The 20,973-nt window shown below is 56.0% G+C and carries 20 protein-coding genes; 7 read left to right on the top strand and 13 right to left on the bottom strand.

What is annotated here, in order from left to right:
* Positions 1 to 22: 22 nt before the first annotated feature.
* From AUQ42_RS15090 to fsa, 10 genes are all read right to left on the bottom strand, one after another.
* The gene (locus AUQ42_RS15090; protein ID WP_082817890.1) at positions 23 to 439 is read right to left on the bottom strand and encodes an NUDIX domain-containing protein; all 417 of its coding nucleotides are present in this window, start codon (positions 437 to 439) and stop codon (positions 23 to 25) included.
* 7 nt (positions 440 to 446) lie between these two features.
* Entirely contained in the window at positions 447 to 1,286 is an 840-nt protein-coding gene (nadC, locus tag AUQ42_RS15085) for a carboxylating nicotinate-nucleotide diphosphorylase (RefSeq protein WP_068519915.1), read from the bottom strand.
* A 75-nt stretch (positions 1,287 to 1,361) separates the two neighbouring features.
* On the bottom strand, positions 1,362 to 2,384 hold the full coding sequence (gene nadA / locus AUQ42_RS15080) for a quinolinate synthase NadA (protein WP_068519914.1): 1,023 nt from the start codon (positions 2,382 to 2,384) through the stop codon (positions 1,362 to 1,364).
* A 224-nt stretch (positions 2,385 to 2,608) separates the two neighbouring features.
* Positions 2,609 to 3,997 carry a glutamine synthetase family protein gene (locus tag AUQ42_RS15075; RefSeq protein ID WP_068519913.1) on the bottom strand — a complete coding sequence of 463 codons (1,389 nt, stop codon included), beginning with the start codon at positions 3,995 to 3,997 and terminating at the stop codon, positions 2,609 to 2,611.
* A 66-nt stretch (positions 3,998 to 4,063) separates the two neighbouring features.
* Positions 4,064 to 4,558, bottom strand: coding sequence for a class I SAM-dependent methyltransferase (locus tag AUQ42_RS15070; protein ID WP_068519912.1), 495 nt, complete (start codon positions 4,556 to 4,558; stop codon positions 4,064 to 4,066).
* Positions 4,559 to 4,653: 95 nt separating this feature from the next.
* Positions 4,654 to 5,259 carry a glutathione S-transferase family protein gene (locus AUQ42_RS15065; RefSeq protein WP_068519911.1) on the bottom strand — a complete coding sequence of 202 codons (606 nt, stop codon included), beginning with the start codon at positions 5,257 to 5,259 and terminating at the stop codon, positions 4,654 to 4,656.
* Positions 5,260 to 5,363: 104 nt separating this feature from the next.
* The gene (locus AUQ42_RS15060; protein WP_068519910.1) at positions 5,364 to 5,657 is read right to left on the bottom strand and encodes a YrhK family protein; all 294 of its coding nucleotides are present in this window, start codon (positions 5,655 to 5,657) and stop codon (positions 5,364 to 5,366) included.
* Between the two features lie 81 nt (positions 5,658 to 5,738).
* Positions 5,739 to 6,692 carry a tyrosine recombinase XerC gene (locus AUQ42_RS15055; protein WP_068519909.1) on the bottom strand — a complete coding sequence of 318 codons (954 nt, stop codon included), beginning with the start codon at positions 6,690 to 6,692 and terminating at the stop codon, positions 5,739 to 5,741.
* Positions 6,671 to 7,360, bottom strand: coding sequence for a DUF484 family protein (locus AUQ42_RS15050; protein WP_068519908.1), 690 nt, complete (start codon positions 7,358 to 7,360; stop codon positions 6,671 to 6,673). The genes AUQ42_RS15055 and AUQ42_RS15050 overlap by 22 nt, the downstream gene beginning before the upstream one ends.
* Before the next feature lie 125 nt (positions 7,361 to 7,485).
* Positions 7,486 to 8,142, bottom strand: a complete 657-nt coding sequence (fsa, locus tag AUQ42_RS15045) for a fructose-6-phosphate aldolase (protein WP_068519907.1) — start codon at positions 8,140 to 8,142, stop codon at positions 7,486 to 7,488.
* A 173-nt stretch (positions 8,143 to 8,315) separates the two neighbouring features.
* Here fsa and AUQ42_RS15040 point away from each other — a divergent pair, with 173 nt between their 5' ends.
* Entirely contained in the window at positions 8,316 to 10,547 is a 2,232-nt protein-coding gene (locus AUQ42_RS15040) for a primosomal protein N' (protein ID WP_082817889.1), read from the top strand.
* Between the two features lie 17 nt (positions 10,548 to 10,564).
* Here the strand turns inward: AUQ42_RS15040 and AUQ42_RS15035 are convergent, their stop codons facing one another.
* Positions 10,565 to 11,398 (bottom strand): ABC transporter substrate-binding protein, encoded by an 834-nt coding sequence (locus AUQ42_RS15035; protein WP_068519906.1) that lies wholly within the window; start codon positions 11,396 to 11,398, stop codon positions 10,565 to 10,567.
* A 60-nt stretch (positions 11,399 to 11,458) separates the two neighbouring features.
* Between AUQ42_RS15035 and AUQ42_RS15030 the strand changes: the two genes are divergently transcribed.
* The 6 genes from AUQ42_RS15030 (at position 11,459) to atpC (ending at position 17,256) form a co-directional block, all read left to right on the top strand.
* Positions 11,459 to 11,782 (top strand): nucleotide pyrophosphohydrolase, encoded by a 324-nt coding sequence (locus AUQ42_RS15030; protein WP_068519905.1) that lies wholly within the window; start codon positions 11,459 to 11,461, stop codon positions 11,780 to 11,782.
* Between the two features lie 546 nt (positions 11,783 to 12,328).
* Positions 12,329 to 12,886, top strand: a complete 558-nt coding sequence (locus AUQ42_RS15025) for a F0F1 ATP synthase subunit delta (protein ID WP_068519904.1) — start codon at positions 12,329 to 12,331, stop codon at positions 12,884 to 12,886.
* Positions 12,886 to 14,418 (top strand): F0F1 ATP synthase subunit alpha, encoded by a 1,533-nt coding sequence (gene atpA, locus AUQ42_RS15020; RefSeq protein ID WP_068519903.1) that lies wholly within the window; start codon positions 12,886 to 12,888, stop codon positions 14,416 to 14,418. The genes AUQ42_RS15025 and atpA overlap by 1 nt, the downstream gene beginning before the upstream one ends.
* A gap of 30 nt (positions 14,419 to 14,448) precedes the next feature.
* Positions 14,449 to 15,339 carry a F0F1 ATP synthase subunit gamma gene (locus AUQ42_RS15015; RefSeq protein WP_068519902.1) on the top strand — a complete coding sequence of 297 codons (891 nt, stop codon included), beginning with the start codon at positions 14,449 to 14,451 and terminating at the stop codon, positions 15,337 to 15,339.
* 52 nt (positions 15,340 to 15,391) lie between these two features.
* The gene (atpD, locus tag AUQ42_RS15010) at positions 15,392 to 16,810 is read left to right on the top strand and encodes a F0F1 ATP synthase subunit beta (RefSeq protein ID WP_068519901.1); all 1,419 of its coding nucleotides are present in this window, start codon (positions 15,392 to 15,394) and stop codon (positions 16,808 to 16,810) included.
* 41 nt (positions 16,811 to 16,851) lie between these two features.
* On the top strand, positions 16,852 to 17,256 hold the full coding sequence (gene atpC, locus AUQ42_RS15005) for an ATP synthase F1 subunit epsilon (protein ID WP_068519900.1): 405 nt from the start codon (positions 16,852 to 16,854) through the stop codon (positions 17,254 to 17,256).
* 345 nt (positions 17,257 to 17,601) lie between these two features.
* On the opposite strand, the gene AUQ42_RS15000 is transcribed toward atpC, so the two are convergent.
* Both AUQ42_RS15000 and AUQ42_RS14995 read right to left on the bottom strand, forming a co-directional pair.
* A complete protein-coding gene (locus AUQ42_RS15000; RefSeq protein ID WP_068519899.1) occupies positions 17,602 to 20,226 on the bottom strand; it encodes an ABC transporter permease in 2,625 nt (874 codons plus the stop codon).
* Between the two features lie 22 nt (positions 20,227 to 20,248).
* Positions 20,249 to 20,695: a response regulator gene (locus AUQ42_RS14995; protein ID WP_068520018.1), complete on the bottom strand. Its 447-nt coding sequence runs from the start codon at positions 20,693 to 20,695 to the stop codon at positions 20,249 to 20,251.
* Between the last annotated feature and the right edge of the window lie 278 nt (positions 20,696 to 20,973).

Genomic DNA, 20,973 nt, shown 5'->3' with positions numbered 1-20,973 from the left:
CCGGACCGGAAGTACAAACCTGTCAGATGTCAAAAAGTGCTGCCGTGATCTTTTGGCCCATCGGGGCCATCAGGTCGCGGTCGCGTTGGGTCAGCCAGCGCAGCTCGGCGATCTCGCGGGCCGGGGCAAGCATGCCGCGATAGTCGGCCGTAAAACAGGTCATGCGCACAATCGCCCCGTCGGGCTGATTGTGGCCATGCCCGGCAAAGGTGCCGATTTCCCGTATGCTGTCATCAATCAGGGTGACGCCAAGTTCCTCGGTGACTTCGCGAATGATGGCATCGCGGGCGGTTTCGCCCGGATCGATTTTCCCGCCTGGAAGATAAAAACGGTCGCGGCCATGACTGCGCACCGAAAGTACTTTTTCCCCTTCTCGCAAAATCCAGTTTGCGGTCCGGATAATCCTTTGCGGTGATTTTTGTGTGTCCGGATGGGGCATGGTGCGATTACAGGATGGCGACATCCAGCCCGATATCAACCGCTGGGGCCGACTGTGTAATGCGTCCGACCGATACGTAATCAACACCGGTGGCGGCAATCGCCCCGATGGTTTTAAGGTTTACGCCACCCGATGCTTCGGTCTTGCAGCGGCCACCAACAATCGCGACGGCTTCGCGCAGCATATCAGGTCCCATATTATCAAGCAGGATGATATCGGCACCGGCATTGGCGGCCTCGGCCACCTGATCAAGGGTATCGCATTCAACCTCGATCTTGGGCAGGTTGGCCGCACGGGCGGCTTCGACGCATTTGGTGATCGATCCGACAACACCGATATGGTTGTCCTTGATCATCACCCCGTCATAAAGACCCATACGGTGGTTCTGGGCACCCCCCATGCGGGTGGCATATTTTTCCAGCTTGCGCCAACCGGGCAATGTTTTGCGGGTATCTAAAAGCTTCGCCGTTGTTTCGCCCATGGCAGCCACATAGGTGCGCGTGGTGGTGGCGATGCCCGAAAGATGCTGAAGCGTATTCAGGGCAGTACGTTCCGCGGTCAGAATACCGCGCGCATTGCCCTCAACCACGGCCAGAACGTCCTTTGCCTTGATCGCATCGCCATCTTCGCAATGCTTTTCGATTTTTGCATCGGGGACCAGTTTGCGGAAACAGTCCAGCGCGATATCAAGCCCGGCAACCACGATATCCTCGCGGGTTTCAAGGGCAACACGCAGGCGCGCATCAGCGGGCACAACGTTGTCAGATGTGATGTCGCCGGTTCCGATGTCTTCGGCAAAGGCGCGGTCGATGAATTCCGAAATTTCAGCCTGGGTCAGGACGGTCATGGTGGGTGCCGTATTAAATGCGATGGGAAAGGCAAACAGCCCCGCAAGATTTGCGGGGCTGTAAGGTGATCTGGCTTAGGCCGCGTCGTCTTTTTTGACCGGAATGTGCTTTGACATTTCAAGCATGCGTTCAAGCGGTTTGACCGCTGCTATACGCAGGTCTTCGGGCATGACGATCTGCGGGCCGTTATTGACAAGACACAGATAAAGCTTTTCGAGCGTATTGAGCTCCATGAACGGGCAATTGTTGCACGCACATGATCCGTCGGCACCCGGTACAGGAATGAATTCCTTGTGCGGGGCGGCCTTTTCCATCTGGTGGATGATGTGGGGCTCGGTCGCGATCAGATATTTCTGGTCCGGACCGTTGATCACATATTCCAGAATGGCCCGGGTCGACCCGATGTGATCGGCATGTTTGAGAATACCGTCATGGCATTCCGGGTGGGCAGCGATCTTGGCATCCGGGTTCTGGGTCTTAAGGCGGATCAGTTCGCGTTCGGAAAACTGTTCATGCACGATGCACGACCCGTTCCAAAGCGTCATGTCACGACCGGTTTTCTTGGCAAGGTAAGAACCAAGATGGCGGTCAGGTGCCCACAGGATCGGTTTATCAAGCGGGATCTGATCAATGATCTCGGCCGCATTGGACGAGGTCACGATAATATCGGACGCGGCCTTCACCTCTGCGGAGCAGTTGATATAGGTGATGGATACGTGATCAGGATGTTGTTCGCGGAATTTGCGGAACGGTTCGGGCTGACACGAATCTTCGAGCGAGCAACCCGCTTTCGAATCCGGCAACAGAACGGTTTTGTTCGGGCTGAGGATTTTGGCAACCTCGGCCATGAAACGCACACCGCAGAAAACGATAACATCGGCATCGGTTTCGGCAGCCTTGCGCGACAGGTCCAGACTATCGCCGACAAAGTCGGCAAGGTCCTGAATTTCCCCATCCTGATAGTAATGGGCCAGAATGATCGCGTTCTTTTCCTTTTTCAGGCGCTGAATCTCAGCTTCCAGATCAAGGGTCGGATCAATCTGCATTTCCGACATTGCGTCAGCAGATGCTTCGGCAATGGTGATCATTTCATTCATGGCGTTGTCTCATCTCGCCTGTTTGCAAGCCGGAGATAAGTCGCGGGGGCCGGCATTGCAAGTTAATGACAGTTTGAGAACTGAATATCGCCATTAAGCAAGGATGGCAAGGAAATGGGGCAGTTATTCACCCGGTCATGCATCAGACGCAGGACATAAAATTCCACCCGCCACCTTGATGGCGGGCTGGTTTGGTGCGCAATCGGGTCAATCACCGATCTTCCTTAAACGGAAAACCCGTAATATTCCCACTCTGCCGCTGAAACCTTCAGCGCCATCTGTTCGTACTCGGCCTGTTTGATTTTGGTAAAGGCAGTGTGGAAGCGTTCGCCAAGCGTGCGTTTGTTGAACTCGGATGCCCCAAACTGGTCAATCGCATCAAGCCAGTGACGCGGCAGGTCGTTGGGTGCTTTGGCCTGACCGATTTCGTCTTCGCATGGTTTTCCCGGATCAATCTTGTTTTCGATCCCGTCAAGGGCGGCACCAAGGGTAACGGCCGCCACCAGATACGGGTTGGCGTCCACACCGGCAATGCGGTGTTCGAAATGGCGCGTTTTGCCCGGTGTACCCGGTACGCGGAGCGCCACCGTGCGGTTTTCAACGCCCCAGTCATCGGATGCCGGCGAATACATGGCAGAGGCAAATCGACGCCATGAATTCATGAACGGGGCGAGGAGCAGCATGGTTTCGCCGATCGTTCCGCGAATGCCACCAATGGCATTGAGCATCAGCGGGCTGAGCGATCCGTCTGCCTGATCGGCAAACAGGTTGTTGCCGTCCGGATCGGCCAGCGACAGGTGCAAATGCATGCCTGACCCGGCTTCGTTGCCAAACGGTTTTGGCATGAATACCGCCTCCATGCCGAAACGCCGCGCACAGGTGCGGATAAGGCGTTTGGCAATGATGACGTCATCGGCTGCACGCATCAGATCGCGATAGCGGATGGTCATTTCATATTGCCCCGGACCATATTCGGAAATCAGGGTTTCCAGGGTAAGGTCAAGATGCTTTGCGCCTTCATAGACCGCATCAAACAGCGGTGACATTTCGTCAATCTCGTCAACCGACATTGTATTGCGAAGCGACGATCCGCGTTTGGTCATGGCATAGGATGCCGGGTGATAAAGGCCCGATGCATCGGGCGTGCGATCCACCAGATAAAATTCAAGTTCGAATGCCCCCATCGGGCGAAAGCCGAGTTTCCCGGCCCGTTTGACCTGTGCGGCAAACACATTGCGAGGGTCAACATCATGGGGTGTTCCATCTTCTTCATACATGGCAATCAACAGCTGCCCGCGACCGGTATGGGGCAGATAGCCAAGCGTGCCCGGCACCGGCCAGCACCGGCAATCGCCGCCGCCCCCGGTCTGGACCAGACCGCAATCATCAACATCCTCGCCCGTGACGTCCTGCCCGAAAAGGGAACTGGGCAAGCCACGCCCGGACTTATAAATGCCTTCCAGCTCGTGCCGACGGATCATCTTGCCGCGCCCGATGCCGTGGAAATCGGTCAGGATAATGTCGATGGCTTCGACATCGGGATATTTGGCCAGGAAATCCTGTGCTTCGGAAAGCTGCGATCCGCTGGGGGAGGAGGCATTACTGGTGGTCACGGTCTGGCATCCTGATGGTGGATTACGGGCGGTGGCCGATTATGGCCAGGTTGTCGGGCGGGCGGATTATTGCCCTTTGAAACGCCGGAAGAAATAACGGTCCTGCGGCACACCTTCAGGCAGGGGTTCGGCAATCGTGCCGGGTACGTCGATCTTCTGATCGGAGGCGACAATCGCCCCGATCATCAAGGCCGGTGGCAGGGTCTGGCCGATAAAGGCCGCAATCTTGGCATTAAGGGCCTCGTCCCCGGTGCCGACATCGGAATGGACAAGGGCCACCTTGCCTTTGAACTGTTCGACTGCCTTGGGCAGGGTTTCGAAAATATCGCCAAGGAACAGATGATCGTCATCGGGGATGCATTTCGGATGGGCGGCGATCTGACGATCAAATACAAAGATTTCCCGATCCGGCATGATTTCGCGCAAATGGTCGAATGTCCGGCCATTGCCCAGACCGACTTCCAGTACGATGCCGTCCTGATCCTTGATCATTTCTGCGGCGGCATTCAGGCAGTCGCGTTGGGCTTGCAGGCGGCGGATAACGCTGTTCAGACGGGACATAACGGGTGAGGCTCCGGGTTTTGGGAAATCGGGTCGTTATTGTTTGGGCATTTGCGACCCCGCCCATCATGCCATGGGCGGGATCGATAAAAAGATCAACCTTCGAACTTGGTCGCGTCAAAGGCCGGGACACGCGCCCGGAAGGCATCAAGCCAGGCCACAAGCGCAGGATAGCTCGCGCGCCATTTGCCCTCAAAGCGCAAATCAAGATAACCGAGTGCACAGGCAATCGCGACATGCCCGATCGTAAGATCGCCTTCAAGCGATGGCGGGGTCTGGGAAAGTTGATCAAGCGATCGTTTGACCTTGTCTGCCTGATAGGACAGCCAGTCATCATGGCGCTTGTCTTCGGGGCGCATGCGGTTTTCATAAACCTGAAGGATCGAGGCATCGACAATGCCATCGCCAAGCGCCTGAAGCGTTAATGCTTCCCACCGGGCGTCGCTTTCGGTCGGATGCAGGGTGATGCCATCGACCTGCGCATCAAGATATTCGCAAATCACGCGGCTATCAAAAATCTTGCGGCCATCCTCAAGGATCAGGATCGGGATTTTGCCCAGCGGGTTTTGCTGGCGCAATGTGTCTTGCGGATCATTGGTGTTGGACATCTCGACGGTCAAACGGTCATAGATGCCAAGAATCTTGGCAACCATTTTGACTTTCCGGCCAAACGGCGATGGGCCACTGGAGCGCAGAATCATGATTTTCCTCCGGTCGAATCAATTGTTTGCGGGCAGTGTAAGGGGGAACTGCAAGCCGGTGGAAACGAAATTTTGCAAAATGCGCGCTAAGGCCAAAGCAGAGCTCAGCTTTGTGCGGACTGATCGGCATGCTGATGGTCGGTCTTGCCATCGCCAAGTCCCGAAAGATGCAGTTCGCGCGCCAGCCTTACAGCCGGGCGTGCCGCGAAAAGGACCGAGCCGATGATAAACAGCCACGTCCCGACATGGACCGTGGCCTTATCAAGAAACAGCACACTGCCGATGATGAACAACACCGCAGCAAGCAGATCGACTGTCGAATAGGCAATCTCATAGGCGCTATAGACCTGGCGGTGTTTCGGGCTGGCGTCAAAACGGCGTGAGCGAAACAGTTTCATGGCGGTCTCCCGTTGGGTGAATGATACAGTGCCAACGCATGGAAACCCGGATCGTTTCCGCCAAATTTCCGGAATGATGGTTTATCGTCGTCGCGCCCGGGGATGGGTGCCGTTATAGACCGCCATCAACTGTTCGGTATCGACCGCGGTATAGCGCTGGGTGGTCGAAAGCGACGCATGGCCGAGCAAATCCTGAATGGTGCGCAAATCCCCGCCGCCGGCCAAAAGATGGGTGGCAAAGGAATGACGCAACGCATGCGGGGTCGCCGTATCGGGCAGGTTCAAAAGTTCGCGGACCTTGCGCATTTCACGTTGGGCGACCTGTGCGACCAGCCGTTTGCCGCGCGCGCCGACAAAAAGCGGCTCATCACCGTCCGGGGCAAACGGGCAGGCGCGGATATAATCATCGATGGCATCACGCACAATCTGCAAGACCGGGACAAGGCGCTGTTTGTTGCCTTTGCCGGTGATCACCATCGAATCCCCGGTCGGGCGTTGATTGGCATTCAGGTCCAGTGCTTCGGAAATACGTAACCCGCAGCCATAAAGCAGGGTGAATAATGCCAGATTGCGTTTGCCAAGCCATGGCTCATCCTGCCAGGCATCGGCATTTTCAAGCAGTGCCATCGCATCATCAGGCGTCAGCGGTTTGGGTGTGGATTGCGGAAGGCGCGGGTTGCGGATCGACTGCACGGCGGCATTTTGCCCGCGCCCTGACCGTTCCAGGAAACGGTAAAAATTGCGCAGCGATGACAGCGCACGCGCCGTTGATGTTTTGGCCATGCCATCCATGCTGCGCCGGGCCAGCCAGCTTCGAAAATCGCGCGGGTTCAGACGCAGCAAATCTTTCAGATCAGGGACCGCACCAAGATGGTCGGTGACAAACCCCAAAAAGGCATAAAGATCGGCCTGATAGTTTTCCGTGGTGTGATCGGATGCGCGTTTTTCATCGCAAAGCCACCCCCGCCAGTCGGCAATGGCTTCGCGCAGGTCGTCGGGCAGTTTAAGGGCGATCAGACCGTTTGGGTCAGCCATCTGCGTACCCCGAATTCGATCACGGATGCCAGGAACATGATCAGATCATTGGCCTGGGCCGGGCTGAAATATCCCGGTTCCTTGACGCCAAAGGCAACGATACCGACCGGATCGCCATAAAACGGCGCAAGGCGGACGATTGCTGCTGACCGGATTTCCTCGGCCCGCGGACCAAAGATCGCCTCATCCCCGGCATCATCCGGCAACAGCCAGACATCCTGTTCTTCGCCCAGAACCTGATCCACCGCACCAACAACGAGGCGCCGGACACGACCGCCACAGCTTGGCACCGGGGCCTCGTCGCATTCTTCAAAGCACAGCGCAATCGCATCAAGATCAAGCAGTTCGGGCACAAGGTCCTGAAGGGCTTCGACAAAGGTTTCAAAACCGCGCGCATTCAGCAATGCCAGAACTGCCCGGTGAATGCGGCTTTGGGTTTCAAGATTGGATTTGGAAATATTGATCAGTTCGCTGGTCGCACCGCGCAGCTTTTCGCGTTCATCGCGCAGGCGCGCCACGACATATTGCTGCATGTCGGCAACGCCATTGCCCAGCTCGCGCACCGGCAATTCAAGACTTTCAAGCAAGTCCGGACGCGTCGTAAAGAAATCTGGATTCTCGGCAAGGTAGTTGACGACATCGTCGGCGCGCAAAGCTGTCTTTTCCATCGGTTCCGGCTTGAAAAATTAGAAATAAAAAACCCGGCTGCCACAATGCGGGCAGCCGGGTTAAATGCATGTTAAAAACCGGCAGACCGCGCGGTTTTTATCTGTCGTGCCGGATACGGGACGACTTAAAGGATCGACTGGCCGGTTTTTTCCCAATCTGCCAGGAAGGTCTCAAGCCCCTTGTCGGTCAGCGGGTGTTTGGTCAGCTGGCCAAGAACCTGCGGCGGGATGGTGACAACATCCGCACCAAGGCGTGCCGAGTCGACAACGTGCTGCGGGCCACGGGCCGAAGCAACCAGAACCTCGGTCGTCCAGTTCGGGTAGTTGTTGTAAACTTCACAGATGTCAGCAATCAGCTGCATGCCATCAGACGAAATGTCATCAAGACGGCCAACGAACGGCGACACATAGGTCGCGCCAGCTTTGGCAGCCAGGATCGCCTGACCAACCGAGAAGCAAAGGGTAACGTTGGTCTGGATGCCTTCGTCGGTGAAGGTACGGCAAGCTTTGAGGCCATCAGCCGTCAGCGGCAGTTTGACGACAACATTGTCGGCAATTTTCGCCAGTTTGCGGCCTTCGGCAACCATGGTGTCGTAGTCGGTCGCTGCAACTTCTGCGCTGACCGGGCCGTCGACAACGTCACAAATTTCCTTGATCAGTTCGAGAAACGGTCGGCCTGTTTTTGCTACCAGCGACGGGTTGGTGGTGACACCGTCCACGAGGCCGGACATGGCGAGTTCGCGGATTGCGTCGATGTCAGCGGTATCGATGAAAAACTTCATTGGATTTCCTGTTTAGGACCTGTTGTTCAATGATGCGGTTAGCTGCTAGGGTCAGAGCCATCTGATGACGGGACCAAACCCATGGCTGTGGGACCGTTTACGTCTTTGCCTGACGGCCCGGAACCCGCAAATCAGGTTCGGCGCTACAGGCAATCTCACGGGGTTTATAATATATGAGTGCCGCAAAGGCCACATCTGGAAATCTGTTTGCTGATGATCCGGCCTTTCAGGTAACCGCACAGACAATTTCTGTGTTGCCGCCGCTGCCTTTGGCAGGGCCGTATGATTATCTGGTGCCGGAAGGCATTTCTGTGGCACCCGGCGACTTTGTCGAAATTCCGCTGGGGCGCCAAACCCAGCGTGGTGTTGTCTGGGGACCGGCCAAGGGCGATGTCGAGTCGTCCAAACTGCGCGAAATTTACGGGGTTCTCCCGACCGAACCGATGGCCGATGTAACGCGCCGGTTCGTTGACTGGGTGTCGGCCTATACCATGGCCCCGCAAGGTGCCGTTTTGCGCATGGCAATGAGTGTGCCCGATGCCCTCGAAGCTCCCAAACCGATTTTCAGATTCACGCTCAATGCGGATTTTGATGCGGCGTCGCTGCGTATGACACCGCCGCGCAAACGCGTTCTGGCGTTTCTTGCCGATCATCCCCCCATGGAGCAGGGCGATATCCTGCGCGAAACCGGGGCCGGGGCCAGTGTGGTCAAGGGGTTGGTCGAAGCAGGTGCCGTGCAACGCTTGATGGTGACCCCGCCATCGCCGTTTGATCTGCCGGATCTTGAAATCCCGCGGCCCGATCTTTCGGATGAACAGACAGCGGCGGCAGATGCCCTGTGCGCACAGGTCGAACGTGGCGGGTTTTCCTGTACCCTTCTTGATGGCATCACCGGATCAGGCAAGACCGAGGTCTATTTTGAACCGATCCGTGCCGCCCTTGCCGAGGGCAAGCAGGTGGTCGTCCTGTTGCCCGAAATCGCCCTTTCGGCTCAGTGGTTGCAACGTTTTCGCGACCGGTTCGGTGTGAACCCGGCCCTTTGGCATTCGGAAGTCGGGCAGGCGCGGCGTCGCGATACCTGGCGGGCGGTGGCAGACGGATCGGCAAAACTGGTGGTCGGGGCCAGGTCGGCCTTGTTCCTTCCCTATCACGATCTTGGTCTGATTGTGGTTGATGAGGAACATGAACATGCCTTCAAACAGGAAGACGGCGTGATTTATCACGCGCGCGACATGGCTGTGGCGCGGGCCCATCTTGGCAATATTCCGGTGGTGCTGGCATCGGCGACGCCGTCGCTTGAAACATTGGCCAATGTCGAAGCCGGCCGCTATCAGCGCGTCGAGCTTGGCAGCCGTCACGGGGCGGCGGTTTTGCCCAGTGTCGAAATCATCGATATCCGTTCGGACAAACCCGAACGCAATCGCTGGATCACGCCGACCCTGAAAAAGCGGCTGGTCGAAACCTTTGCCAGCGGGGAACAGGCGATGCTGTTCCTGAACCGGCGCGGTTATGCGCCGCTGACGCTGTGCCGGGCCTGCGGGCATCGGTTCCAGTGCCCGAACTGTACGGCATGGCTGGTTGAACACCGTGCCTGGGGAAAACTGCAATGCCATCATTGCGGCTATCAGGCCAAGGCCCCTGATACCTGTCCGGAATGCGGGGCCGAGGGCAAATTGGCACCGTGCGGTCCGGGGGTGGAACGCCTGTTTGAAGAAGCGGTCGAAACCTTTCCCGATATCCGGGTCGAGGTCGCGACATCCGATAATATCATGGGGCCAAAGGCCGCCGCCGAACTGGTCAAGCGGGTCCATAATCATGAAGTCGATCTTTTGATCGGGACCCAGATCCTTGCCAAAGGGTATCACTTTCCGATGCTGACCCTGGTCGGGGTTGTCGATGCCGATCTTGGTCTGGCGGGCGGGGATTTGCGCGCGGCTGAGCGCAGTTATCAATTGCTGACCCAGGTTGCCGGGCGTGCCGGGCGTGGCGATCGACCGGGCACGGTCATTTTGCAAACAGCCGATCCGGCCAACCGGGTGATCAAGGCGATTGCTGCTGGTGATCGCGATGCCTTTAACGAGGTCGAGCTGTCCCAGCGCATGACCCATGGTATGCCCCCGCATGGGCGACTTGCCGCCCTTATCATCAGCGGCAAAAAGGAAAACGAAGTCGACGAAGCCGCCTGGCGGATCGGCCGGGCAGCGCCGCGTGGGGATGGCCTGATGATTTTGGGGCCGGCACCAGCACCGCTATCGCTGTTGCGCGGGCGCTATCGCCGTCGTTTCCTGATCCGTGCGGATAAAGGGGTGAAGATGCAGGCGCTTATTCATGACTGGCTATCAAAGGTCAAAACACCGGGCAGTGTCCGCGTGCAGGTCGATATTGACCCGTATAGCTTCATGTAAAAATGATTGGATGCGTCTTATTGGGAATATTGTGACTGCCACCAGTCCAGCCCGTCCGGGCCAAGGTAGCGTTCAAAAATTGCCAGAAGCCGCCCGTCATCGCGCATTTCACGGATGATTTCGTCATAGCGGGCCAGGAAAACCTGTTTGTCAGGGTAATCCGATGCCTTGGAAAACGGATTGTAATAGGCCGCCCGGCGCAGCGGTGGATACAAAAAGGCAATCTTGCTGCGTTCACCGCTTTGGATGGTTTCAAAAACAGTGCTCAGATAATTGACCGGTACGGCGTCAAACCGTTCCTGCAACAGCATCGGAATCAAAAGATCGTTGCGGGCAACCGTTTCGATATCCAGTCCGGATTCCCAGAATGCCTGTGTATAGGAATAGCCGGCAGCAGCCCCGATCCGGACATTGGACAGATCGGAAAAATCGGAAAACCGGATATGGTTGCTGTCTTCCTTGCGAATGGCAAAACGCCAGTCAAGCAGCAGGTGGGCTTCTTCCGGATAGGTCAGAAAGCGTTCGCGTTCATCATTCAGCGACAGGGTCAGCACAATATCGGATTGCCCCTGTTCGGCATTATGAAGCAACCGTCGACCGGTATCGACAAAGCGGAATGTGTAATCCGTGATCCCCATTTCGCGCAGAACTTCGGTCATGATATCGACATCGATGCCAAGCGCCTTGTCGTTGGACCACCATTTAAGGGGCGGTTCGCTCAGACATTCGATAATCAGTGTCCGTGCCTGGGCTGTGCTGTATGAAAACACCAAGACACACAGGGTCAGGCAAACAGCTGCCATCCGGAAGATGGCATTTGTTTCATGGCGTGTGTCGATCGGTTTTCTCATTTCTGTCGTCCGTTGTGGGCGGCGGGAACCGGTGCAACTTGATATAGACAGAGATTTAAAGTGAAAAAGCATTGCGAAAACAATAATGCACGGACCGAAAGCCAACAATCAATCTGTGCATGGGCGGAAGAAACCTTTGGTCCGGTGACCGATCCGAAAGCACTTTGGGATCGCGCCATGCTCGAAATGCATGAACTTGGTGATGCCATTGATCAGCGTGATCTGTCCGAAATCGGCAAAGAGGCCGCCGACGTGATGATATTGCTATATCGGCTGATGGATCAGTTCGGTCTGGAGCTCGGCGCGCAATGCGACGCCAAGATGACCATCAACCGGTCGCGGAACTGGCAGTCAAAAGGCGACGGTACCGGTTCTCATATCTGATGCCGGACATTCCGGTGCCCTGACATGATGTCCCGGGCGCGCCTGTCTTTATATAAGTGCGGGATGCCCGGGCTTAATGTCCGCACCTGATGCCCACACCTAATGTCCACACCCAATTTAAGTACAGGATATCGGGGCGAAGTTTATCGGTTCGTGGCCGTGCACCGGGTATATCAGGTGTGAACTCGGTTACACTTTTGCCGGGCTTTGATCTGTTTTGAGCAGGTCGGCCAAAAAGAATGTTCGTCCAAATCGGGGGATTCGTCGCGAAAATAGCGTGATCGAATACCCAAAGTGCCGTTCGGTTGATAAGGGCGCGTTATAAAATAGTCGTACATCCCCCGCAAAAACGGGTGTTTTCGCGGTGTTTCGGGCCTTCTTTGCCAAAGAATGAAAAAGAGCGTCCAAATGCGCTTGCGCGGGGGTTGCCCACGCCATGGACATGTGATACCAAACGCTCGCTTCCCGGAAGGAGACCCTTTCGGGAGACCATTTTTTTATACGTATCCGAGTCGTTCTCATAACCAGAATTGAGGGCTTTCACCGGTGTCCCAAAATACTGCCGCGACCGGGCTCCAAGGGCGCTATGCCACTGCACTTTTTGACTTGGCCAATTCGGCCAAGCAGCTTGATGTTGTGAAAGGCGATCTTGAATTGCTCGACCAGGCCATCGCAAACAGCGATGACCTCCGGAATGTACTCCGCAGTCCCGTGATTTCCCGGGACGTGCAGGCCAAGGCGATGGCGGCTCTTCTGGACAAGCTTGGCGTTTCCGAGTTGACCAAGAAGACCGTAGGACTTCTGTCTCAGAAGCGTCGTCTGTTTGCCCTGCCGGGTGTTATCGATTCCTACCTTTCCATGCTCTCAGCTCACAATGGCGAAGTAACCGCACAGGTCACCTCGGCATCCGAGTTGAAAAAAGAGCAAATCGAAGCCGTTACCGGCGCTCTCAAAGAAGTTGTCGGCGCCACTGTCAAAGTGGACCTTAAAGTTGATCCGGCGGTTCTTGGCGGTCTTGTCGTCAAGGTCGGTTCCCGGGTTTTTGATGCCTCGCTTCGTACCAAACTGCAGAAGCTCGAGCTCGCTATGAAAGGGGTTGCGTGATGGAAATCCGCGCCGCGGAAATCTCCGCTATTCTCAAGGATCAGATTGCCAATTTTGGCGCTGAAGCCGAAGTTGCCGAAGTCGGTCAGGTTCTGTCCGTCGGTGATGGTATTGCCCGTGTTTACGGTCTGGACAATGTTCAGGCTGGTGAACTCGTTGACTTCCCGGGTGGCATTAAGGGCATGGCCCTTAACCTCGAAGAAGACAACGTTGGTGTCGTGATCTTCGGTTCTGACCGTTCGATCAAGGAAGGTGACCAGGTTAAACGTACTGGCGCCATCGTTGACGTTCCGGTTGGTAAAGAACTTCTCGGCCGCGTCGTTGACGCGCTGGGTAACCCGATCGACGGTAAAGGCGATCTGGGAACCAAAGAACGTCGCCTTGCCGACGTCAAAGCACCGGGCATCATCCCGCGTAAATCGGTTCACGAGCCGGTACAGACCGGTATCAAGTCGATTGACTCCCTGATCCCGATCGGCCGTGGCCAGCGTGAGTTGATCATTGGTGACCGTCAGACCGGTAAAACCGCCATCATCGTTGACACCATTCTGAACCAGAAGCCGGTGAACGATGCAGCGAAATCCGACAGCGACAAGATGTTCTCCATCTATGTTGCAGTTGGTCAGAAACGTTCGACCGTTGCACAGGTTGTCAAGGTCCTCGAAGAGCGCGGCGCAATGGAAAACACCATTGTCGTTGCAGCTACCGCGTCCGACCCGGCGCCGATGCAGTTCCTGGCACCGTTCGTTGCTTGTGCAATGGGCGAGTACTTCCGTGACAACGGCATGCACGCAACCATCTTCTATGATGATCTGTCCAAGCAGGCAGTTGCATATCGTCAGATGTCCCTTCTGCTTCGCCGTCCGCCGGGACGTGAAGCATTCCCGGGTGACGTCTTCTATCTGCACTCCCGTCTGCTGGAACGTGCTGCGAAGATGAATGACGAAAACGGCGCTGGCTCGCTGACCGCACTTCCGGTCATTGAAACCCAGGGTAACGACGTCTCGGCGTTTATTCCGACCAACGTGATCTCGATCACCGACGGTCAGATCTTCCTTGAAACCGACCTGTTCTACAAAGGCGTACGCCCGGCTGTGAACGTTGGTCTGTCGGTTTCGCGTGTTGGTTCGTCTGCACAGATCAAAGCGATGAAGCAGGTTGCCGGCTCGATCAAGCTGGAACTCGCTCAGTATCGTGAGATGGAAGCATTCGCACAGTTCGCATCGGATCTTGATCCGGCAACCCAGAAACTTCTGGCCCGTGGCGCACGTCTGACCGAGCTGCTCAAGCAGCCGCAGTACTCGCCGCTCAAGGTCGAAGAGCAGGTCGTCGTGATCTATGCTGGTGTTAAAGGTTATCTCGACGGTATCGCAGTGAACAAAGTTCGCGCTTTCGAAGACCAGTTCCTGTCGGAAATTCGTTCCGCTGGTGCTGATATCCTCGATGCGATCCGCACCGAGAAGGTTCTGTCGGAAGACAGCGAAACCAAGCTTAAAGCGTTCCTCGACAAGTTCGCGAAAACCTTCGCGTAAGACTGAAACTTAGGCGAAGGAGGAAACGCAATGGCTAGTTTGAAGGATCTGCGCTCGCGCATTGCCAGCGTCAAATCGACGAGGAAGATTACCTCGGCGATGAAGATGGTGGCAGCCTCCAAGCTCCGTCGTGCACAGGATGCAGCCGAAGCAGCCCGTCCCTATGCTGAACGCATGGGGACGATGCTGGGTCGTCTTGCAGCCGCCGTCGGTAGCAATGAAGGCGCTCCGAAGCTTCTGGCCGGTTCGGGTAAAGACAATGTGCATCTGCTCGTTGTCTTCACCGCAGACCGTGGCCTTTGCGGTGGTTTCAACGCATCGATCGTCAAAGCTGCCCGTTTGAAAGCCAAGGCCCTGCAGGCCGAAGGCAAAACGGTCAAGCTGATCTGTGTTGGCCGCAAAGGCGCAGATGCGCTCAAGCGTGAATTTGGTGACAGTATTGTCGCCCGGTATACCGGCATCGAAGGCAAGAAGGGCATTGATTTCTCTTCTGCTTCCGAAGTTGGCGATAAAGTTCTGGCGCTGTATGACGAAGGCGAATTCGACGTCTGCACGATCTTCTACAACAAGTTCGTGTCCGCGATTTCGCAGGTGGCAACAGCACAGCAGCTCATCCCGTTTGTCGGTGAAGAAGCTGCTGAGCAGGAAGAAGCTACTGGTTCTTCTGCGGTTTATGATTACGAACCGTCCGAAGAAGCCATTCTGGCTGATTTGCTGCCGCGTAACGTTGGCGTCCAGATTTTCGGTGCAATGCTTGAAAGCAGCGCATCCGAGCACGGCGCGCGTATGTCCGCGATGGATAACGCAACCCGCAATGCCGGCGACATGATCGACCGACTGAGCATCCAGTACAACCGCTCACGTCAGGCTCAGATCACCAATGAACTGATTGAAATCATTTCCGGCGCCGAGGCTTTGTAAGCGGGTCGCAGGAAGTTAACGGATAGCTTTGTCCGAGCAGGAGACAATACCTATGGCGAACAAGAAGGCGGGGAAAATTTCCCAGGTAATGGGCGCCGTCGTCGACGTTAAATTCGACGGCGAACTGCCTCCCATTCTGAACGCGCTGCATGTTGACAACAACGGTCAGCGTCTGGTTCTCGAAGTTGCACAGCACCTTGGTGAAAATGCGGTTCGTACGATCGCAATGGACACCACCGAAGGTCTGAAGCGCGGTCAGGAAGTCATCGACACCGGTGACGCGATCTCGGTTCCGGTTGGTCCGGAAACCCTTGGTCGTATTCTGAACGTGATCGGCGAGCCGGTTGACGAACGTGGTCCGGTTACCGCGACCAAAACCGCACCGATCCACCGTGAAGCACCTGACTTCATCGATCAGGCAACCGACACCGAAATTCTGGTTACCGGCATTAAGGTCATCGACCTTATCGCACCGTACACCAAAGGTGGTAAAATCGGTCTGTTCGGTGGTGCAGGCGTTGGTAAAACCGTTCTGATCATGGAACTGATCAACAACGTTGCCAAAGGCCACGGCGGTTACTCTGTTTTCGCTGGTGTTGGTGAACGTACCCGTGAAGGTAACGACCTCTATCACGAGATGATGGAATCGGGCGTTATCAATCCGGAAGGCGAATCCAAAGCCGCACTGGTTTATGGCCAGATGAACGAACCCCCGGGAGCACGTGCACGTGTTGCTCTGACCGGTCTGACCCTTGCGGAATACTTCCGTGACGAAGAAGGCCAGGACGTTCTGTTCTTCGTTGATAACATCTTCCGCTTCACCCAGGCTGGTTCGGAAGTGTCGGCACTTCTCGGTCGTATCCCGTCTGCTGTGGGTTATCAGCCGACGCTGGCAACCGACATGGGTGCGCTGCAGGAACGTATTACCTCGACCAAAAAAGGTTCCATTACCTCGGTTCAGGCAATTTACGTCCCGGCCGATGACTTGACTGACCCGGCACCGGCAACCTCGTTTGCTCACCTTGATGCAACCACCACGCTGAACCGTCAGATTGCCGAGCTTGGCATCTATCCGGCAGTTGACCCGCTCGACTCCACCTCGCGTGCACTCGATCCGGGCGTGATTGGCAAGGAACACTACGAGACTGCTCGTGAAGTTCAGCGTGTTCTTCAGACCTACAAAGGTCTTCAGGACATCATCGCCATCCTCGGCATGGACGAGCTTTCGGAAGAAGACAAGCTGATCGTGGCACGTGCCCGTAAGATCCAGCGTTTCCTTTCGCAGCCGTTCCACGTTGCAGAAGTCTTTACCGGTACTCCGGGCGTATTCGTTCAGCTCGAAGACACCATCAAGGCTTTCAAAGCGATCTGCGCTGGTGAATATGACCACATGCCGGAACAGGCATTCTACATGGTCGGCACCATCGAAGAAGCCATCGAAAAAGCCAAGAAGATGGCCGAAGCTGCCTAAGGCAGTTTCGGTCCCCCTCCGGCTAAGGAGCGAGGATTGTCATGACTGATACGACTGTACTGGAACTTGTTTCACCGTCTGCCCTGCTCAAATCGGAGCCGGTCGAGATGGTCGTTGTTCCGGGCACGGACGGGAATTTTGGTGTGCTGCCGAAGCATTCGCCGATGATCTCGACCATTCGTCCGGGTGTCATCGACATCTATGCAGGTGGTAAGGTTTCCGAACGTATCTTCGTCGCCGGTGGTGTCGCAGAGGTTAATCCCGAGCGTTGCACCATTCTGGCAGAAGAAGCGGTTCCGGTTGCCGATCTGAAAGCTGACGAAGCACAGGCACGTCTTGAGCAGGCAACTGCCGACCTCAAGGCAGCCAGCACTGCCCACGACAAGGCAAATGCCGAGCGCGCGCTCGAAATTGCCCGTGCACAGATTGCTGCCCTGACCAACTGATCGTCAGTTGAAATATTCCTGAAAAAGGCCGCCCTTGTGGGCGGCCTTTTTTGTTGTGGTGTCTCGTTCTGATAGATGTCCATCATATGATGGTGACACCATAATTCAGGATGCACTGCGCATGGCTTTTGGATGGCTTCGCAGCGTTCCTAAGCCGTTTACATCCCGAATTTCGCTACCTTGGTGTGTGCATTCGTGATGCAGTCATGCGTGGCATGGACGGGCCTCGCTATCTGCTTTGGTGTGGGGCAGGTGTGGCCCGGTCTGGCTCGGTCCAAACTAGCCCAGCCCAGCCCAGCTCAGGTCAGCATGGGCAGAGAGCCCTGTCTGGTGTGGTCTCTGGTCCTATCCGCGACGCCAGCCCGACTGAGCCCGAAGGGATGCCTGTTGCAAAATCCATCCGCCACCAAACCCGATAATCCCGATCAGTGCCACGGCCCCTGCTGCAAGGGGTGCCATCATTACCGCGGTCTCTGCGACATCGAATGATCCGATGCGCGATGCTGCCAGCACCGCGACACTTGTCCCGGCCACGGTGCCCAGAACCCCGGTTGCCGCAACCACAATGCCGGTTTCAAGTGCGCCTGTCCGAATGATTTGCCCTGGTCGAATACCAAGGGCACGCAGCATTGCAAGATTGGCCGCGCCATCCTGGCGCAGGGCAATCAACCCGGTCACAATCACCAGCAAGGCCCCGACGGTTGCCAATACCGTCAACAGCAACAGAACGCCGTGCACCCGCTCAAACAGGGTGCCAAGGCGATCCATGACATCCGATACCCGGATCACCGGAACGGCGGGAAACTGATCGCCAAGGCGGCGGATCGCGGCGGCGGTATTTCGGTATGCGGATGACGGGACGAGGTCAATTGTCGTGATCACGCCATGGGCAAATGGCGGCTGCATCGGAGACAATACCATCGGAAAATCAAGGCCAAGGCGCGACCAGTCGATTTTGCGCAGATTGGCGATCTTTACGTCATGTCGCTGACCCAGAATATTGACCGAAATGCTGTCACCGAGCCCAAGACCAAGTGCGTGGGCAATATCGGCATCAAGCGACACAAGGTTTGCATTGATGCTATCGTCCGGCCACCAATCACCAGCCACAAGTTCGGCCTTTTGCAATGTTGCGTTTGGGTGACGCGCCCAGGACAGACCCCGGTCACCACGGATAAACCAGTGAAAGCGTCGCGGCACCTGATCAAGGATTACCGGCTTGCCGTTAAGATGGGTTACCCGACCATGCACGAATGGCATTTGTTCGATCGCTTCCACCGACGGCACGGCAAGGGCGGCAGTTCGGAAAGTGGCCTGCTGATCGGGGGGCAGGTCAAAAAACACCAGATCGGGTGTTTCGGTTGGCAAGACGGATCTAAGGTGATGTCCCGCCAGTGCCCCGAACACAATGACCGCAAACAGGCATGTCACTGCCAGACCAAATGACGCGGCAACAGTAACTGTCGGGCTGGTCGGGCGGGCAATATTGCGCAGGGCGAGTTTCAAGGATGGCGATCCCGCGCATCGATTTGCGGCCAGTGCCGAAACCTTGCGCACCAAAAATCCGACGCCGATAAATCCCGACAGACACAGTACAAGCACCGCGATCAAAATACCGGACAACCACCCAGGCCCGATCAGGCGCATTGCAAACCAGATAACGGCGATGGCCGATGTCAGGATTGCTGCGCGCAATAGCCACGCCCCGGAATGTTGCGTGCCTGACCCATGCGGCGTTTTGTCGGTCTGATGGCGAAACAACAGGGCCGGCTTGACCGCACATGCCGCGTGTATCGGTCCGATTGACAGCAAAGCCACAAAACACGCAACAAAGCCCGTAATATCAGTCCATTGATGGACTGACGGGCTAAGCGTAATGCCAAGGTTGCTTGCAAATATCGGGGCGATCATACCGGCCAAAAGTTGGGTGATAAATGCCGATACAATCAATGCCACAACCGAAATTCCCCCGACCAACCCGGCGATGGTGATGCCAAGTTGGCCCGGTCTGACCCCGACAGCGCGCATCAGGGCAAACTGGTCCTGCCGCCCGTTCAAATCGGTTCGAATGGCGTTGGCAATCGCGCTCATTGAAATGGCAAAGATCGCAATGCCGATCAAACTGACAAAGGCTGTGGCGAACTCGCCAATCCGCTCGATACCCGGGATGCCATCAGCAGCATTCACAATGCGCCAGCCACTTTCGGGAAAACGGGCTTCGATATCGGCGATCACATGACTGTTGGGGCGGGGATCAGCTTGGCTGCGTTTCAGTCGGCTATACCAGTAAACCTGTTTGTCTGAAGATAGCAGGGCGTTCTTTCGATAGTCATCAAGCGATACGATAATGCGCGGTCCCAGTGAAAACAGCCTGAACTGTCGTTCCGGTTCGGCCAGCAACCCTGCGCGAATACGGTATTGCTGATCGCCGAGATGAATGACATCGCCGATCGAAAGTCCGCTTTGATCAAGAAAATCCTGATCAACGATTGCTCCGGGCAGGTTTTTGTTGCCACCGGCATGATCATCATCATCGTTTGCCAGAATGGCGCTGACCGGGCCGGGCCGCGAAAGCTTCACATCCCCGAACAGCGGATATGTCCGGTCAACGGCCTTGAGTTCCGATAAAATTCCGGGTTGATCGGGTTCGGGGTGGATCATGACGCGTTGTTCGGCACTCACCCCCACAATGCCGAAAGTTTCAAGGAACCCCAACTCCGCATCTGTTGGCGGTCGGTGAAACAGCCGCAACGAGATATCGCCACCTATCGTTTGTTCGGCCGACTGGCGCAGAGCATCGCGTACTGAATGGGTCACGCTGACCGTCAGTGACAGGGTGGTGATTGCAAACACCAGGGTCGCAAACAGCGCCCATATGCCCGCAGTCGGTCTGCGAAGCTGACAATGGACAAAGCGACCGATGGCTTCGCATGCGGCGAAACGCGAAGAAGATGATGGCAGGCGGGACATGTGCGTCTCGCTGGCAGGTGGGTTACGGCGTCGGGGTTAAAGCCAGCCCCAGCCAGAAGGATTCGATCATTTTCATCAGATCGATGAATTCTGTCACATCGACCGGTTTGCGCAAATAACAGTTTGCCCCGGCAGCATAACAAAGATCAACATCGTGGTCCGCCCCCGACGTGGTCAGGACAATGACGGGGATTGATGCCGAATTGGGATCATTGCGGATATCGCGCAGCATTTCGCGACCATCCTTGCGCGGCATATTGAGATCAAGAAGAATCAGGCGCGGGCGCGGCGCATTCCGATAGGGGCCGTCCTGCTGCAGGAACTGCAACGCTGTCGTGGCATCCTTGACGTGATGCAGCTCCACCGGGCGTTTGAATTCCCGAAGAGCTTCGCGCACAAGACGTGCGTCACCCGGATTATCTTCAATCAGCAACAGATTGTTCGTTATGCCATTTGCGTGAGCCGACATTGCACCCATTATCCAATCGGGTGGGTAGTTATCCTATACCCCGTCCCTGTTTCCCGCTCTGCGAATCTCTTGAATTATAAAAAGAAAAGAGAACGATGGTTCCCCAACCATCGACCGCACCCCATATCCTAGAATAGCAATTTGCTAAATTAGCTACCCTTAAGACTGGTTCTCATACTTTGACACGAAAATCAAATCAATAAGGCCTTGTTAAAGTAGAAATCATTATTCTTACGTATGAAATATAATATCTCATAAGTGGTGGTGGAAGGGGAGAA

Origin of the sequence: Thalassospira sp. MCCC 1A02491 (genome assembly GCF_001613785.1) — a bacterium.
Classification (GTDB): Bacteria; Pseudomonadota; Alphaproteobacteria; order Rhodospirillales; family Thalassospiraceae; genus Thalassospira; species Thalassospira povalilytica.
Note: the sequence above shows the minus strand (reverse complement) of the source record. Positions and strands in the feature narration are given on the sequence as shown.